This is a genomic window from Dyella sp. 01L423, from assembly GCF_056399945.1.
This window is the reverse complement of record NZ_JBFTSI010000009.1, coordinates 41,641-57,326: the sequence shown is the minus strand read 5'-3', so window position 1 is coordinate 57,326 and position 15,686 is coordinate 41,641. Positions and strand designations below refer to the sequence as shown.

Here is a 15,686-nt window from a genome sequence, read left to right as displayed (position 1 = left end):
TGGAGTGCCGTCATGCGCAAGTTGATGCTGGGTTTGCTGGGATGCCTGGTGGCCAGTACCGCCATGGCAGCGCCCCAGCTGGACAAGCTCACCTTGCCCAAGGGATTCCATGTTGCCGTGTACTCGGACCAGGTGCCGAACGCGCGCGAGATCACGCTGGGTGCCAAGGGCACGGTGTTCGTCGGCTCCAATAGCGCGGGCAAGGTGTACGCGCTCACCGATAGCAAGAACGACGGCCGCGCGGACAAGGTGCGCGTGATCGCCAGTGGCTTGCAGTTGCCGGTGGGCGTCGCGTTCAAGGATGGCAACCTGTACATCTCGGCGGTGAGCAAGATCCTGGTGCTGCGCGACATCGAGCATCATCTCGATGATCCGCCGAAGCCCGAAGTGATCTACGACAAGTTTCCCACCGAGACGCATCACGGCTGGAAATTCATCGCGTTTGGTCCCGACGGCAAGCTCTACGTGCCGATCGGTGCGCCGTGCAATATGTGCGACAAAGACAAGGACTACGCCAAGCTCACGCGCATGAACGCCGATGGCAGCGGCCTGGAAGATGTCGCCTTCGGCATCCGCAACACGGTGGGTTTCGACTGGCAGCCCAAGACCAGGCAGCTGTGGTTCACCGATAACGGACGCGACCTGATGGGCGACGACATGCCCAGCGATGAGTTGAATCGTTTGTCGCACGTGGGTGAGCACTTCGGCTATCCCTATTGCCACCAGGGCGACACGCTGGATTCGGAATTCGGCCAGGGCAAGAACTGCAAGGATTACGCCGCGCCGGTCTACAAGCTCGGTGCGCACGTGGCGGCGCTGGGCATGCGCTTTTACGAGGGTTCGCAGTTCCCCGCCAACTACAAGGGCGCGATCATCGTGGCGGAGCATGGCTCGTGGAATCGCACCAAGAAGTCCGGCTATCGCGTGATGGTCGTGCATCTCAGCGGCGACAAAGTGACCGCCTATGATCCGCTGCTCGATGGCTTCGAGCAGAACGAACAGACCTGGGGCCGGCCGGTCGACGTGCAGCCGCTCCCCGATGGCAGCCTGTTGGTGAGCGATGACCTGGCCGGCGCTCTCTACCGCGTGACTTACCAAAACCCCTGAGGCGGCGCGGTTTGCGCGACGCTGCACCCACTCGCTTTGAACCCGGAGAACGATCTTGCAACTGCGTAGCGATAGTTTCGAACACGGTCAGGCGATGCCGACCCGACTGGCCTTCGGCAAGCGCGGCGAACCGTTTGCCCTGGCCGACAACCTCAGCCCGCATCTGGCGTGGAAGGATGCACCGCATGCCACGCGTTCCTTCGTGCTGGCGGTTTTCGATTTCGACGTGCCCAGCAAGCCGGACGACGTGAACCAGCAAGGGCGCACCGTGCCTGCCGATTTGCCGCGCGTGGAATTCGTGCACTGGCTGATGGCCAATATCCCGGTGGAATGCGGCGAGCTCGCCGAGGGCGCCTGCAGTGACGGCATCGTGCCGCGCGGCAAGCGCGCGCCGTATGGCCCGCCGGGCAGCGTGCAGGGCGTGAACGACTACACCGGCTGGTTCGCTGGCGATGCCGACATGCGCGGCGAATATCTCGGCTACGATGGTCCGTGCCCGCCGTGGAATGACTCCATCGTGCATCACTACCATTTCCGCCTGTACGCTCTGGACGTGGAAAGCCTCAAGCTGGCCGATGGTTTCACCGTCAACGAGTTGCGCACGGCGATGGACGGCCATGTGCTGGCCGAGGCCGAGCTGATGGGCAGCTATACGATCAATCCAGCAGCCGTCTAGACGACCTTGTAGCCAGCGTGAACGGCGACCAAAGGGCGGCTGGCGCTGAGATCATTTTCACGCTCGCAAGGCATGGGCTGTGGGTGAATGGTCGGCAGGACGATGTCATGTCCGCTGAGAGGATCGCCCCATGCTCCACTACGCCCTGGTATTCCTGGTCATAGCCATCATTGCTGCCTTGTTCGGTTTCACCGGCATTGCCGGCACCGCTGCCAGTATCGCGAAGATCCTGTTTATCGTCTTCCTGATCCTGGCCGTCATCGCCTTTTTCAGGCGTGCGAGCTGAGTGACAGCGCATCGGGTTGAACCCCGATGCGCTTCGCGGCACCGATTCAAGACCATTGCATGTCCGCTTCAACGGAGAACGTCATGAACAAGCAAGTCCAGGCGCACGAGGAAAACACCGCTGCCGAGCGCATCGAGGAACGTGCCGAGCGCATCAAGCAGGCGACCACCAGCGCCGTGACCAACACCAAGGAAGCGGTGGATCGCGCGGCCGACAAGGTCGAGGACAGCTTGCATCGCGCCACCGACAAGGCCGCCGATACGGCCACCCGCGCGACCGAGAAGGCCGACGAATATCGCCAGCGTGGCCGTGAGGTCTACGACGAGGCGGTTGACCGCGCCGATGAATGGCTGGACCGTGCCCGCGACTATGTGCGCGAAAAACCCGTGCAGTCCGTAGCCATCGCCCTTGGCGCCGGCTGGCTGCTTGGCCGCATACTCCGTCGCTGATAGACGACTGAGGACAGGGGATGGACCAGACCGGACGCGAAGACGCGCCCGCCGCGCCTGACGAGACGCCACCTCCTGCGCCACCGGGCCTGCTGGACGATATCGGCCGTCTCGGTCGGGCTTTTCAAAAGTTGTTCGGGGCGCAACTGAAGCTGTTGTCCGCCGAACTGGGACTGGCGCGCAGCGCCGTCCATTGGCTGCTCATCGCCGGATTGGTCGCCACGGTGGCGGCCGTAGGCATGGGGCTGACCCTGCTGGGCCTGATCGGCTGGCTGCTGGCGCAGTGGTTCGGCTCGTGGGCGTGGGCGTTGGCCGCACTATCGCTGGTGGAGCTGCTGTTTCTAGCTGGCGCGATGCTGTTGTTCCGTCGCTGCATGCACTGGATGACGCTGCCCGCGACGCGGAGCGAGTGGAGTGCGATGATGCGTGACACCCTGCGTCGCCCCGGTCCGCAGGGCCGCAACCCGGAGGACGTGCCGTGAGCCTCTTCAAGCAATTGCATGCGGTACGTGTAGCGCAGGACCGTGCACAGGACGCCCGCGAGGAGCTGGCCGTACCCGCGCAAGCCCTGTTGGCGCGTGGACAGCGTCATCCGCTCACCACCGTAGGCTTGGCCGCGGGCGCGGGTTTCGTGCTGGGCAAGCTCAACGTGCATCCGCTGCGCGTGCCGGGTCTGGGCGCGCTGCTGAGCGGCACCGCCGCCGAAGTCGTGGGCCAGGCCATGCGGCTGGTGGCCGAGTTCACGCAGAACGCCGGCGATTTCACGCAGGACACCGGCGACTTCACATGAACACGCCGATCTCATCGCTGCCGCCCGTCGCTGAAGGTGACGCGGCGCCACCGGAGGTACCCGTCGACGCGATGGTGCCCAGCCGCGAGCCGCGGCTGAATCTGCTGCGGGTGCAGCGCACGCAGAGTGCGCGCCGGCATCTGCGCAGCATCCGTGTCGTGCTGAACATCTTCCTGGCATTGGCGCTGATGTATACGGTGACCATCACCAAGCAGCTGCTGATACCGCTGGTGCTCGCCTCGTTCATCGGCCTTGCGCTCAATCCGATCGTGGCGCGTTGCTCGGGCATCGGGATACCGCGCTGGCTGGCGGCCAGCGTGCTGATGATCGGCCTGATGACGGCCATCGGATTCGGCGTGGGCGCGCTCACCCAGCCCGCCCTCGGTTGGGTGCACGAAGCACCGACGGCGATACGCAGCTTTATTCCGAAACTGCGCAACTTTACCCAGCCGCTCGAGGCGGCCAACCGCGCCACCCAAGGCCTCACGGGGCCCACGAAGGTGCAGGCTTCGGCGCAGTCGCCGCTCTCCATTACCGTGTGGGACATAGTGGCGACCACGCCGAAGGTCCTGGCCGGCGTGCTCACCGTGGTGTTGCTGGTGTTCTTCTTCCTGGTCTACGGTGACCTGATGCTGCGGCGGCTGGTCGAGGCCTCGCCCAACTTCGGCTACAAGCGACATGCCGTGCACGTGGTACGCGGCATCCAGTACGAGGTGTCGCGCTACATCCTCACCGCCACGTTGATCAATTTTGGCCTCGGCGCGGTCACCGCCGGCATGCTGTGGCTTTACCACATGCCCGATCCCTTGCTGTGGGGCACGGTGGCGATGCTGGCCAACTTCATTCCCTACGTAGGCGCGATCAGCACCACGGCCGTGCTGGCGGTGGTCGGCTTGCTCAACTTCAACGAGCCGGGCGCAGCCCTGCTGCCGGCGCTCACCTTCGCCGGCATCACGGCGCTTGAAGGCAACCTGGTGACGCCGCTGATCCAGGGGCATCGCATGCGCCTGAGCCCGATCGCGATCTTGCTGTGGCTGCTGTTCTGGGGCTGGTTGTGGGGCATACCGGGCGCGCTGCTGGCGGTGCCGATGCTCACCAGCGCCAAGCTGGTGGCCGAACGCGTGCGCGGTTGGCGCTGGTTTGCACGCATGGTGCAGCGTTGACGGCTTCGTTTGCGATACGCGCGGTCGACGCGCGGGACTTCAGTGCCTGGAAACCGCTGTGGGATGGTTACAACGCATTCTACGGTCGCAGCGGCGAAACCGCGCTGGCGGAAGACGTCACGCGTGAGACGTGGTCGCGCTTTCTCGCGGACGACGAACCGATGCATGCACTGGTGGCCGAACGCGATGGCCAGTTGCTGGGACTGGCGCACTACCTGTTCCATCGCAGCACCATCAGCCGGGCCAATAGCTGCTATCTGCAGGATCTGTTCACCGTGCCGACGGCGCGTGGCATGGGTGTCGGACGCGCGTTGATCGAAGGGGTGTATGCCCGGGCACGCCAGGCCGGTGCAGCGCGCGTGTACTGGCAGACCCACGAAACCAACGCGACGGCCATGCAGCTTTATGACCAGCTAGCCGAGAAGTCAGGGTTTATTGTCTACCGCAAGCCGTTGTAGCGTCGCCGTAGGATTACTTCGACGCGGGTAAACGCTATGCACGTTTCGTTCGCGGTCCGGCTCGGCGCCATGGCGCTGCTTCTCATTGGCGGTTCTTCCACGGTATGGGCCGCGACGGCGGCCGACGTGCACCCTCGGTGCGAGACGGCGGGCCAGGTCGCTCCGACAGTCACGCGAGCCACGTTCAACGGCGTGCCCGCCATCCTGCGCATACCAGCGCATATCGACAGCGCGCCGATCATCCTCTGGCACGGCTTCGGCCCGCCGGCGAGCGAGAGCGCGATGATGGATGCGCTGCCTCTCGATGATGTCGATGCGGTGAAGGTGTATCTGGGCTTGCCGCTGTTCGGCGCACGTGCACCCGCTGGCGGCATGAAAGAGTTGGCGCGCCGCCAAAGCGAGGACGTTGGGCTGGAGGTCTTTAAACCTGTGGTCGCTGGCGCCGAGGATGAGTTGCCGGCCGTGATCGCGGCGTTGGTCCAGCATGGCTGCATGAAGGCTGGCAGCCCGGTCAGCGTGGTGGGCTTTTCCGCCGGCGGTGCAGCGGCGCTCTACGCGTTATCGCAGCGCAAGGTGCCGATCGGCGCCGCGGTTCTGCTCAATCCATCAACGGGTCTGAGTGACTCGGTGCAGGCCTATGAGCAGGCGACGGGGAAGACTTATGCGTGGTCGCCCGCGTCGCGCGAACTGGCGCGTCAGACCGACGCCGCCGCACACACCGCCGATATCGCGCGACATCGTCCCGCCCTGCTGTTCCTGCAAGGAGCGAACGATTCGGTGCTTGGCGGGAAAGCGGTGTCGGCGCTGTGCGCTGGCCTCAAGCCCTTGTATGGCGATCAAGTATCGCGACTGCAGTGTCGCCAGCTGGCCGGCATGTCCCATCAGTGGGCCGCCGATCCCGCGTCGCTGGCGACGGTGCGCGAGGCGGTCGGTGCATGGTTGACGGCCATCGCGCCCGCGCCGAGTCAATGATCGATGCCATGCGCCTTCAGCACATCGCTGATGTCGAACAGCCACAGGTTGCGCGAACCATTGAGTGGTTCGCCCAATCGTTGCTGGAGTGACGCGATATCGTCCTTCGGCTTGGGAAAATTCACCGTGCTCTGGCGGCTGCTCGAGACATACAGCTCGCCGAACTGGCGGCCCAGCGAGGGCGCATTTTCCAGCGCGGTGCTGTTGACGTCGCCAGCCAGGTGCAGCGGCTTGCCCCAGCGGCCATCGGGCTCGCGAAAGGCGATGTACAAGTCCGCGCTGCCCAACGAATCGCCTTCGTTGCCGGCGTAGATCAGGAAGCGTTGCTGCGGATCGACGCAAGGATCCATGCGGTTATGTTCGAGATCGCCCAGCTCGACGCGCTCCGGCTTGGCGTAGCCGTTGGTGGTGCGGTGCGCCACATAGATCTGATACGCCTTGCCCGAATCGTCGCGGTGCGCCGAGAAGTAGATGTCGCCATTGGACGCGACCGAAGGGTTGTAGATCATCGCGCCGTCGTTGAGTGCGCCATCGACATGCACGGGCTTGCCCCAACGGCCGTCCGCCAGTTGTTCGACGTACCAGAGGTTGGTGCCGGCAAACGTCTGGCCGCCCATTTCGGCCATCACCGGCACGTCGCCTTCATGCACAGGCCGATTGGAGACGAAGTAAAGGCGCTTGCCATCCGGTGACAGCGCCGGTTCGGAATCGTGCCATTGGCCGGAAAACGACACGACCTCGGGCGTGGTCCAGTCCTGGCCGCGCCGATGCGAGACAAGAATGGTGTCGTCCTTCTCGGCAAAATCCGAGCGCATGAAATACAGCGACTTGCCATCGGGACTGACGGCCGCCGAAGTTTCCTGCAAGCCGGTGGAGATCACGCCTGGCCCGACCAACTCGCCCGCACCGGCGTTGGCGGCAATCAGGGCGAGGGCCAACAGGCCGGCCGGGATGAACAGTTGCGACGGCATGCACGATGCTCCAGCAGAGGGGGACGGTGGGTCCGCCTCACCATGGAGCACAGGTATGCGAGCTGCAGCAGGTTTGTGACTGGCGGCGAGAGCGGCGTGATGAGCGGTCGACGCAGGTGCGTCGGCGGTCAGGCCATGCCCAGGGCGCGACGCGCATGCAGGCGGAAGCGACGGCTGAGGCTAAGCCGCGTGCCGTCCTGCAACACCACTTCGGCGCTGCCCTGGAACAGGGGGTGCACTTCGCGTATGCGTTCCACGTTCACCACGATGCCGCGATGTATGCGCAAAAAGCAGGTCGGATCGAGCACCGCAAGCAGATGACGCAGCGACTCGCGATGAAGATAAGTCGCGCTGCCGGCATGGATATGTACGTAATTGCCGTCCGCGCGGATCCAGTCGATGTCGCTGGCGGCGATCACGCGAATATGTTCGCCGTGCTGGACGCTTAGCCGCTGCAGATAGGGCGATGCGGGCGCCTGCACTGCACCCGAAGCCGTAGGCGTGGCCGGGACGGGCAAGGCGTGCAGTCCCTGCCAATGGCGCCGCACGCGTTCCATCGCCTGGTCGAAGCGCTCCTGGTCGATCGGCTTGAGCACGTAGTCGATCGCATTCGCGTCGAAGGCGCGCAATGCATGCTGCCCGTACGCAGTCGCGAAGACCACCATGGGCAGGCTGTCGCGCTTGAGTCCGTGCAACAGGCGGAAGCCATCCATGCCCGGCATGCGGATATCGAGGAACATCAGGTCCGGTTCCAGCGCTTCGATCGCTTGCCTGGCTTCGTTCGCGTTTCCACATTCACCCACAATCGCCACATCCACGTGCGAAGCGAGCGCCTGCCGGATGGCCAGCCTCGCCAGCACTTCGTCGTCGACAATCAACGTGCGGATGGGCGGCGCGGTCATGCGGCCTCCCGGAACGGAAAGCGCAGTTCCACCCGTGTGCCGCCCTCGGGCTTGCTTTGCAGTTCCAAGGTCGCGTCCTGGCCGAACAGCATGTCCAGCCGGGTGCGCGTATTGCCCAGGCCCAGCCCGTCCTTGGGACCGCCGGGCGGCAGGCCGATGCCGTCGTCGTCCACGCGCAGCAACAGATTGTCGCCATCGCGGCGCGTGGAAATATGCAGCGTGCCGCGCTCCGTCTTCTCGAGCAGCCCGTGGCGCAGCGCATTCTCCACCAGCGGCTGCAGGATCATGTTGGGCACCAGTGCTCGCAGGGTGTCGGCGGAAACATCGATGTGGGTGCTCAGACGATCCTGGAAGCGCACCTGCTGGATGCCGAGATAGCAGGTGAGGAATTCCACTTCGCGCGATAGCGGCACCTGTTGCGCGTGTCGCTCTTCCAGGGTGAGGCGGAGAAAGTCACTCAGCCGCGCGATCATCTGCCGCGCCTGCACGGGGTTTGCCAGCGCCAGCGCCGAAATCGCATTGAGCGTGTTGAACAGGAAGTGCGGCTGCAGTTGCACACGCAAAGTCTGCAGCTGCGATTGCACGAGCTGCGTTTCCAGTTGCGAGCTGCGCAGGCGCTCATCGCGCAACCGGCGCTGCGAATCGATGGCGCGCAGCACTACCAGGATCACACCGTAGGTAAGCCAGCTGAGATGGAAGTTATAGGCGAACTGCATGCGCGAGAACGCGCTGAAGCTGATGTTCGGTCGCGAGAGGGGCGGCCCGCACAGCGTCCAGTAGATGGACAGCACCAGCATCACCTGCAATGCCGCGAGCATGATGCTGGCGGGCAAGTGCACCGCCCAGAAGCGGCGCCAGCTGCCTCGACCGCCCATATTTCCCAGCCAGGCCACGACGGGCGTGAGCAGCATCCACAGGTAGGCGTTGGTGAGATTCCAGGTGAACGGGCGTGTCCAGGTGAACACCTCGCCCTCGCTGATCATCGAGATCACCGAGCTGGCGGTGTAGGACAGGCCGAGCAGGGTCCAGAAGACGAACACGAGTGCCCAGATCTTCCAGCGTGGCGCAGTCATCAGGTCGGACACCGGAACCTCGCAGGCACGAGCCGCTGCAGTGAACTCCCCCAGTCTGGACGTCCGTAATGTACGGCAACAGTGCCTGAAGACATCGTTAGTGCGGCCTCGCTCAAGCCATCCTCAACTTGCCATGCAGGCTGCGGCGGCCGCCACCAGGCGATCGCCCAGCCTGGCCAGCCAGGGAGCGAGCGAGACGCGCCAGATATGGTCGGCGTTGGCGCTCGATGCTTTCCCTGAAAGCGACGCAGGCAGCGCGCGATCGCTGGAGAAATACAGCGTGCGATGGTCGCAGCCCAGCTGAGAGCCCATATTGTGCGTGCCACCGTTCACCTCGTCGCCGAGGTCCTGCGGTGTGCTCCAGTTGTCGTCGGTGTGGAAGGCAATCGCCAGCCGATACGGCTGCGAGGGCTCGTGCTTGATGCTGAACACCATGAACGATCGGTCGGGCGCAATCGCGACATCGCGAATCTGTGCATCCTTGTCGCCCACGGCCACCACATAGGGTGGCTGGTATTGATCGTGCTCGTACGCTGCGCGCAGCGGACGCAGCACGCCATCGGGTGCGCAGCCGATGTAATAGACACTGCCGTCCGCCGCAATACTGGGTGCGAACGTGCTGGTGCAGGTATTGACGACGTCGGGCAGGCGTACCGGTTCGCTCCAGCCATCGCCCTTGCGGTCGACGCGCCACAGGTTCATGCCCTGGCCGACCAGACGCTGGCCCTTGCGGATAGCGTCGAGTGCTTGTCCGTCTTTGGTGGCGGGCCGGTTGGAGGCGAACAGCAAAAACGAACCGTCCGGCGACATCGCTGGGTCACCGTCGCGCCACTGGCCGGAAAATGGCGCCACTGCGGGCGTCGACCAGCGTCCGTCGACGCGGTGCGACGTCATCACCATGGCGCCATGGTCGGATCCGCGCATGAAATAGACCGTGCCGCCGTCCGGTGTGAATGCGGGTGAGGCGTCATCGGAGGCATGCAGGTCGCCGCCCGGAACGAATACAGTCGGCGCGGCCGTCGATGGCTCGATCGATGAAGATGGCAGCAATGGCCAGATCGCCAGCAGCACGACGCAGATCATCTGTTGCCACATGGTGCGCACTCCCGGGCCAACGTGAGCCCTTCAGCACGCACAAGCTAGAGCGATCGCGGGATGGCGTCGCCGCTTTTGTGACGACCGGTGTGGTGGGAGACACGAGCGGTCTCTCACCATGGACCACCGGCGCTATGCGCTACCAGTCGATGCGCTGCCTGTCGCGAAAAAAGCCGCCGTTGACGGCCGGGCGCGACGGCAGCATGGCGGCCCAGACGATACCGGCGGCACCATCGGCGACAGGCCTTCCACCGTGGCCACCCATGTCGGTGGCGACCCAGCCGGGGCACACCGCATTGACCAGGATGCCGCTGCCGGCGAGTTCCGCGGCGAGCATGCGCGTGTGGCTGTTGAGGGCGGCCTTGGACACGCGATAGGCGGGACAGCTCGCGCCGTCGCTGTCGATGGCGCCACAGCCGCTGGAGACATTCACGATGCGACCATAGCCATGCCGCTGCATCAGCGGAAGCATGGCCTCGGTCAATTGCCAGGCACCGATCAGGTTGGTTTCCAGCGCCTGCCGGACCAGGCTCAGATCGACCGACGATGCCTGGTTGTCGACATCGAAATACGCGCCGGCATTGTTGATCAATATATCCAGCCGACCGTATTCGCCCTCGATGCGAGCGGCCAGTTCGCGCACGCACTCGAGCGAGGTGACATCCAGCGGCACGGATACCACCGTGCCGCCTTCGCGTCGCAGTTGCCGCGCCGCCTTTTCGCCGGCCAGCGGACGGCGTGCGCCAAGCAGTACGGTGACGCCTTCGGCGGCTAGCTGACGCGATACTTCAAAGCCCAATCCGCGATTGGCGCCGCTGATCAGCGCCACACGCTGTGACGGCTCCGGGTCGGCCGCCGCCGCGCGACGTCGTGAAGGCCTCCCCGGAAACGCCACCGCGTTCATGGCGTCGCGGCCAGCTGATCGCAACGCTCGGTGGCGCAAGCCTGCCAGCCACCGCCCAGCGCCTTGTACACCGACACGGCGCGCAGGTTGATCGCGGCCTGCGCATCGGCCAGCGAGTCCTCCGCTTCCAGCTGCGTGCGCTCGGCGTCGAGCAGCAGCAGGAAGTCGGCAGCGCCTTCGTTGTAACGGATGCGCGCCAGATCGGCCGCATGCCGGCTATTGGTCACCTGATCCTGCAGCTTGAGCACGCGCTCACGCTGCAGGTTGTAACCGACGATGGCGTTGTCCACATCTTCCACTGCCTGCAGCACGGTGCGCTGATAGCTCGCCAGAGCGGCATCGGAACGGGCCTCGCTGGCCTTCACGTTGGAACGTACGCGCTGCACATTGAGGCCCGACCAGCTGATGCTCGGCGCGATCGACCAGGCGCGCGACTGCGCCCCGCCGAAATCGTTGCTGCGGCCCGCAAGGAAGCCGAGGAAACCGCCCAGCTGGATATGCGGGTAGTAGTCGGCCTTGGCCACGCCGATGCGCGCATTGGCGGCGGCCAGTTCGCGTTCGGCGATACGGATGTCCGGCCGGCGCTGCAGCACGTCACCGGCGTTGCCGATATCCAGCGCCACATCGATCGGCTTGAAGCCCTTCGGTGAGACATCGATATCCAGCTCGCCCGGACGCTCGCCCAGCAGTACGGCAAGACGCGAGGTGTCGTTCTGGGCCATCGTCTGCAGGGTGGGCAGCTGAGCCTCCACGAAGTTCAGTCGCGCGGTCGCGCTCGCCACGTCCTGCTCCGAGCCGGTACCGATATCGGAACGAGCGTGGATCAGGCGCAACGATTCGCGCTGGTTCTCGATGTCGCGATTGGCCACGTCGATGCGCAGCTGCACGCCGCGCAGGTCGAAGTAGTAACGCGCGACTTCCGCGAACAACGTGACCTGTGCATCCTGCAGCGACGCTTCACTGGCACCGGCGTCGGCACGCGCGGCTTCCACCGAGCGACGCACGCCACCGAACAGATCGATTTCCCAGCTGGCATCGAAGCCGGCCTGATAGCTGGTGATGGTGGTGCGCTGATCGGTGAAGCCAGGCTGCTGTTCGCGGGCACGTGAATAGTTCGCCACGGTTTCCACATCGGGAATCTGCTGCGACTTCGCCACGCCGAGCAAGGCGCGTGATTCACGCAGGCGCGCATAGGCGATCTTCAGGTCGGGACTGTTCGCCGCCGCGCGCTGAATCAGTGCCTCCAGCGTCGGATCGTTGAACTGCTTCCACCACTGCGCCTGGAACGTCTGGGTCGACTCCTGCGCATTGACACCTTGCAGGGCCACCGGCTTTTCCTGTGGCGCGTGATAGTCGGGGCCGACACTCACGCAGCCGGACAGCATGATGGCGGCGGCGATGGCGGTGACTTTCTTGGCGGTGCTGTGGCGGGATACGGGTTCGCAGGCGCAGTCATCGGCCAGGGCGAAATCCATATGGCCAATGCCCGACTCAAGCGTGTCGTTCCGCTGGCCCCTCTCCCTCGCAGGGAGAGAGAGCAGTGAGGTTTTGAGGTTCTTGAAGAAGGACATATCAACGCTCCTCGATAAGGTTGCTGGACTGCGCAAGGCGTGCGGCCTTGCGAGCGCGGCGGCGTTCGCTGTTGCGTTCGCCCCAGCCGCGCACCAGCACATAGAACAGCGGCGTAAAGATCAGGCCGAAGAAGGTGACGCCCAGCATGCCGGCGAACACCGCCACACCCATCGCATGACGCATCTCCGCACCCGCACCGTGCGAGGTCACCAGCGGCACCACGCCCATGATGAAAGCGAACGAGGTCATCAGGATCGGGCGCAGTCGCAGGCGAGCCGCTTCCAACACCGCCTGGGTGCGGTCCATGCCTTCGATGATCTGCGCTTCGCGGGCAAACTCCACGATCAGGATCGCGTTCTTGCACGCCAGGCCCACCAGTACGATCAAGCCAATCTGGGTGAAGATGTTGTTGTCGCCACCGGTCATCCACACACCGGAGATCGCAGACAGCAGCACCATCGGCACGATCAGGATCACTGCCAGCGGCAGCAGCAGACTTTCGTACAGCGAGGCCAGCACCAGGAACACCAGCAGCACGCACAAGGGGAACACGAGCACTGCGGTATTGCCGGCCAGAATCTGCTGGTAGGTCAGCTCGGTCCACTCGAACGTCATGCCATTGGGCAGGTTGTCCTTGGCCAGCTTTTCGATCGCCGCCTGTGCCTGGCCGCTGCTGAAGCCCGGCGCCGCGCCGCCATTGATCTCGGCGGTCGGATAGCCGTTGTAGTGCTGCACACGATCCGGGCCCACGGTCTGCTTCACCGTGAGGAATGAACCCAGCGGAACCATCTCGCCGGTCGAGCTGCGCGTCTTCAGGCCCAGGATGTCCTGCGGCTCATGACGGAAGCCCGGCTCGGCGGAAACGTTCACCTGATAGGTGCGACCGAAGCGGTTGAAGTCATTCACGTAGAGCGAACCGAGGTACGCCTGCATGGTCTGGTAGACATCGGCCAGATCCACGCCTTCGGCCTTGGCCTTCTCGCGATCCACGTCCGCATCGATCTGCGGCACGCTCACTTGATAGCTGGAGAACAGACCTGCCAGCGTCGGCACTTTGGCGCTTTCCTGGATCAGGTTCTGCGTCTGCTTGTACAACTCCTCAAAGCCCGCGTCGGAACGATCTTCCACCTGCATACGGAACCCACCGATCGTGCCCAGGCCGTTCACCGGCGGCGGCGGGAAGATCGCGATATAGGCGTCCTGGATACCGGCGTACTTCTGTTGCAGGGCGGCGGTGATCGCACCGGCCGACAACGACGCATCGCGACGTTCCTCGAACGGCTTGAGCGTCACGAACACGATGCCGGAGTTGGTGCTGTTGGTGAAGCCGTTGATCGACAGACCCGGGAACGCCACGGCGCTTTCCACGCCCGGCTGCTTGAGCGCGATATCGCTCATGCGACGGATCACGTCTTCCGAACGATCAAGCGAGGCGGCATCCGGCAACTGCGCGAACGACACCAGGTACTGCTTGTCCTGCGGCGGCACGAAACCGGTCGGCACATGGGCGAAGCCGAACAGGCCGAGCAACACCAGCCCACCGTAGATGATCAGCGCGATCGAACCCGAACGCAGGATGCGCTTCACGCCACCGACGTAACGGTTCGCACTGCTGATGAACAAGCGGTTGAACGGACGGAACAGCCAGCCGAAGGCGCGATCGATCAGCAAGCTCAGCTTGTCCTTCGGCGCATCGCGGTCCTTGAGCAGCAAGGCAGCCAGCGCCGGGCTGAGGGTGAGCGAGTTGAAGGCGGAGATGACGGTCGAGATCGCGATGGTCAGCGCGAACTGGCGATAGAACTGACCGGTCAGGCCGCTGATGAACGCCGCCGGCACGAACACTGCGCACAGCACCAGCGCCGTGGCCACGATGGGTCCGGTCACTTCGTTCATCGCCTTGCGCGTGGCTTCCTTCGGCGACAAGCCGTGCTCGATATGTCGCTCGACGTTCTCCACCACCACGATGGCGTCGTCCACCACGATGCCGATCGCCAGCACCAGGCCGAACAGCGACAACGCATTGAGCGAGAAGCCCGCCATCAGCATCACCGCGAACGTTCCGATCAACGACACCGGCACGGCGACCAGCGGGATGATCGAGGCACGCCACGTCTGCAGGAACAGGATCACCACCAGCACGACGAGCGCGATGGCTTCAAACAACGTATGCACTACCGCTTCGATCGAACCGCGCACGAACACGGTCGGGTCGTAGACGATCTGGTAATCCACGCCCTGCGGGAAATCCTTCTTCAGGTCCGCCATCAGGCCGCGGACTTCATCGGAGATCTGGATGGCGTTGGAGCCCGGACGCTGGAAGATCGGCAGCGCCACCGCCGGCTGATTGTTGAGCAGGCTGCGCAGCGCGTAGTTGTTCGAACCCAGTTCCACGCGGGCCACGTCGCGCAGATGCGTGAACGAGCCATCGGCATCCTTGCGCACGATGATGTTGAGGAAGTCTTCCTCGGTGATCAGTCGGCCCTGCGTGTTGATGTTGAGCTGGAAGGCGGAGTTGGTCGGGCCCGGTGGTGCATTCAGTGCGCCCGCTGCCACGGTGATGTTCTGTTCCTGGATCGCATGCACCACGTCGCCCGTGGTGAGCTGGCGCGAGGCCAGGCGCTGCGGATCGAGCCACACGCGCATGGAGTATTCGCCGGCGCCGAAGATCTGCACGTCGCCGACGCCATCGAGGCGGGCGAGCTGATCCTTGATATGCAGGCGCGCATAGTTCGACAGATACAGCATGTCGTAGCGCTGATCGGGCGAGATCAGGTGCACCACCATGGTGAGGTCGGGCGAGCTCTTCTGCGTGGTCACGCCAAGACGCTGCACTTCCTCGGGCAGGCGCGGCTGCGCTTGCGCGACGCGGTTCTGCACTTGCACCTGGGCGTTGTCCAGATCCGTGCCCAGCGCAAAGGTGACGGTCAACGTCATCGCGCCGTCGCTGGTGGACTGCGAGCTGGTGTAGAGCATGCCTTCGACGCCGTTGATCTGTTCTTCCAGCGGCGTGGCGACGGTTTCGGCGATCACCTTGGGGTTGGCGCCGGGATAGGAAGCGCGCACGACCACGGTAGGCGGTACGACTTCGGGGTATTCGCTGATCGGCAGCTTGAACAGCGAAATGCTGCCCGCGATGAGGATCAGCACGGAGAGGACGCCGGCCAGAATCGGCCTGTCCACGAAGAATTGTGCGATTTTCATTGCATTCGTCCTGGTTGCTCGCTGGCACCAATGCCCCGCGAGGCGGGGACTTCCGGCGCTTTGTTTG

16 protein-coding genes are annotated in these 15,686 nt (G+C 64.3%); 9 read left to right on the top strand and 7 right to left on the bottom strand.

The features are described from left to right. Positions 1-12 precede the first annotated feature (12 nt). The 9 genes from AC1DMY_RS19465 to AC1DMY_RS19425 all read left to right on the top strand — a co-directional run bounded on the left by AC1DMY_RS19465 (position 13) and on the right by AC1DMY_RS19425 (position 5,901). A complete protein-coding gene (locus tag AC1DMY_RS19465) occupies positions 13-1,107 on the top strand; it encodes a PQQ-dependent sugar dehydrogenase (protein ID WP_477166510.1) in 1,095 nt (364 codons plus the stop codon). Positions 1,108-1,162: 55 nt separating this feature from the next. Next, positions 1,163-1,783: a YbhB/YbcL family Raf kinase inhibitor-like protein gene (locus AC1DMY_RS19460; protein WP_477166509.1), complete on the top strand. Its 621-nt coding sequence runs from the start codon at positions 1,163-1,165 to the stop codon at positions 1,781-1,783. A 130-nt stretch (positions 1,784-1,913) separates the two neighbouring features. Next, positions 1,914-2,069 carry a DUF1328 domain-containing protein gene (locus AC1DMY_RS19455; RefSeq protein ID WP_046970653.1) on the top strand — a complete coding sequence of 52 codons (156 nt, stop codon included), beginning with the start codon at positions 1,914-1,916 and terminating at the stop codon, positions 2,067-2,069. An 83-nt stretch (positions 2,070-2,152) separates the two neighbouring features. Continuing rightward, positions 2,153-2,518: an ElaB/YgaM/YqjD family protein gene (locus AC1DMY_RS19450; RefSeq protein ID WP_046970654.1), complete on the top strand. Its 366-nt coding sequence runs from the start codon at positions 2,153-2,155 to the stop codon at positions 2,516-2,518. Between the two features lie 20 nt (positions 2,519-2,538). Beyond that, positions 2,539-3,000 carry an ABC transporter ATP-binding protein gene (locus AC1DMY_RS19445; protein WP_477166508.1) on the top strand — a complete coding sequence of 154 codons (462 nt, stop codon included), beginning with the start codon at positions 2,539-2,541 and terminating at the stop codon, positions 2,998-3,000. After that, positions 2,997-3,308 carry a hypothetical protein gene (locus AC1DMY_RS19440; RefSeq protein WP_477166507.1) on the top strand — a complete coding sequence of 104 codons (312 nt, stop codon included), beginning with the start codon at positions 2,997-2,999 and terminating at the stop codon, positions 3,306-3,308. Before AC1DMY_RS19445 ends, AC1DMY_RS19440 begins: the two co-directional genes overlap by 4 nt. Positions 3,309-3,379: 71 nt before the next feature. Next, positions 3,380-4,471: an AI-2E family transporter gene (locus AC1DMY_RS19435; protein ID WP_477166598.1), complete on the top strand. Its 1,092-nt coding sequence runs from the start codon at positions 3,380-3,382 to the stop codon at positions 4,469-4,471. Continuing rightward, positions 4,468-4,929 carry an N-acetyltransferase family protein gene (locus tag AC1DMY_RS19430; RefSeq protein ID WP_477166506.1) on the top strand — a complete coding sequence of 154 codons (462 nt, stop codon included), beginning with the start codon at positions 4,468-4,470 and terminating at the stop codon, positions 4,927-4,929. Before AC1DMY_RS19435 ends, AC1DMY_RS19430 begins: the two co-directional genes overlap by 4 nt. A gap of 69 nt (positions 4,930-4,998) precedes the next feature. After that, positions 4,999-5,901 carry an alpha/beta fold hydrolase gene (locus AC1DMY_RS19425; RefSeq protein ID WP_477166505.1) on the top strand — a complete coding sequence of 301 codons (903 nt, stop codon included), beginning with the start codon at positions 4,999-5,001 and terminating at the stop codon, positions 5,899-5,901. On the opposite strand, the gene AC1DMY_RS19420 is transcribed toward AC1DMY_RS19425, so the two are convergent. From AC1DMY_RS19420 to AC1DMY_RS19390, 7 genes are all read right to left on the bottom strand, one after another. Next, a complete protein-coding gene (locus AC1DMY_RS19420) occupies positions 5,895-6,872 on the bottom strand; it encodes a TolB family protein (RefSeq protein ID WP_477166504.1) in 978 nt (325 codons plus the stop codon). The two genes, AC1DMY_RS19425 and AC1DMY_RS19420, sit on opposite strands and share 7 nt — an antisense overlap. 128 nt (positions 6,873-7,000) lie before the next feature. Continuing rightward, entirely contained in the window at positions 7,001-7,774 is a 774-nt protein-coding gene (locus tag AC1DMY_RS19415) for a LytR/AlgR family response regulator transcription factor (RefSeq protein WP_477166503.1), read from the bottom strand. Beyond that, the gene (locus tag AC1DMY_RS19410) at positions 7,771-8,847 is read right to left on the bottom strand and encodes a sensor histidine kinase (RefSeq protein WP_477166502.1); all 1,077 of its coding nucleotides are present in this window, start codon (positions 8,845-8,847) and stop codon (positions 7,771-7,773) included. Before AC1DMY_RS19410 ends, AC1DMY_RS19415 begins: the two co-directional genes overlap by 4 nt. Positions 8,848-8,970: 123 nt before the next feature. Beyond that, complete coding sequence (locus AC1DMY_RS19405; RefSeq protein WP_477166501.1) at positions 8,971-9,942, bottom strand: TolB family protein; 972 nt, start codon at positions 9,940-9,942, stop codon at positions 8,971-8,973. A 139-nt stretch (positions 9,943-10,081) separates the two neighbouring features. Further along, entirely contained in the window at positions 10,082-10,771 is a 690-nt protein-coding gene (locus AC1DMY_RS19400) for an SDR family NAD(P)-dependent oxidoreductase (protein ID WP_477166500.1), read from the bottom strand. 71 nt (positions 10,772-10,842) lie between these two features. Then, entirely contained in the window at positions 10,843-12,231 is a 1,389-nt protein-coding gene (locus AC1DMY_RS19395; protein WP_477166597.1) for an efflux transporter outer membrane subunit, read from the bottom strand. Between the two features lie 187 nt (positions 12,232-12,418). Further along, positions 12,419-15,619: a multidrug efflux RND transporter permease subunit gene (locus AC1DMY_RS19390; protein WP_477166499.1), complete on the bottom strand. Its 3,201-nt coding sequence runs from the start codon at positions 15,617-15,619 to the stop codon at positions 12,419-12,421. Positions 15,620-15,686: the final 67 nt, after the last annotated feature.

Excerpts from the sequence above, each read along its gene's own strand:
- AC1DMY_RS19465 (WP_477166510.1), top strand. The coding sequence starts at position 13 with ATGCGCAAGTTGATGCTGGGTTTGCTGGGATGCCTGGTGGCCAGTACC.
- AC1DMY_RS19455 (WP_046970653.1), top strand. The coding sequence starts at position 1,914 with ATGCTCCACTACGCCCTGGTATTCCTGGTCATAGCCATCATTGCTGCC.
- AC1DMY_RS19450 (WP_046970654.1), top strand. The coding sequence starts at position 2,153 with ATGAACAAGCAAGTCCAGGCGCACGAGGAAAACACCGCTGCCGAGCGC.
- AC1DMY_RS19445 (WP_477166508.1), top strand. The coding sequence starts at position 2,539 with ATGGACCAGACCGGACGCGAAGACGCGCCCGCCGCGCCTGACGAGACG.
- AC1DMY_RS19435 (WP_477166598.1), top strand. The coding sequence starts at position 3,380 with ATGGTGCCCAGCCGCGAGCCGCGGCTGAATCTGCTGCGGGTGCAGCGC.
- AC1DMY_RS19425 (WP_477166505.1), top strand. The coding sequence starts at position 4,999 with ATGGCGCTGCTTCTCATTGGCGGTTCTTCCACGGTATGGGCCGCGACG.
- AC1DMY_RS19420 (WP_477166504.1), bottom strand. The coding sequence starts at position 6,872 with ATGCCGTCGCAACTGTTCATCCCGGCCGGCCTGTTGGCCCTCGCCCTG.
- AC1DMY_RS19415 (WP_477166503.1), bottom strand. The coding sequence starts at position 7,774 with ATGACCGCGCCGCCCATCCGCACGTTGATTGTCGACGACGAAGTGCTG.
- AC1DMY_RS19410 (WP_477166502.1), bottom strand. The coding sequence starts at position 8,847 with ATGACTGCGCCACGCTGGAAGATCTGGGCACTCGTGTTCGTCTTCTGG.
- AC1DMY_RS19405 (WP_477166501.1), bottom strand. The coding sequence starts at position 9,942 with ATGTGGCAACAGATGATCTGCGTCGTGCTGCTGGCGATCTGGCCATTG.
- AC1DMY_RS19395 (WP_477166597.1), bottom strand. The coding sequence starts at position 12,231 with ATGCTGTCCGGCTGCGTGAGTGTCGGCCCCGACTATCACGCGCCACAG.
- AC1DMY_RS19390 (WP_477166499.1), bottom strand. The coding sequence starts at position 15,619 with ATGAAAATCGCACAATTCTTCGTGGACAGGCCGATTCTGGCCGGCGTC.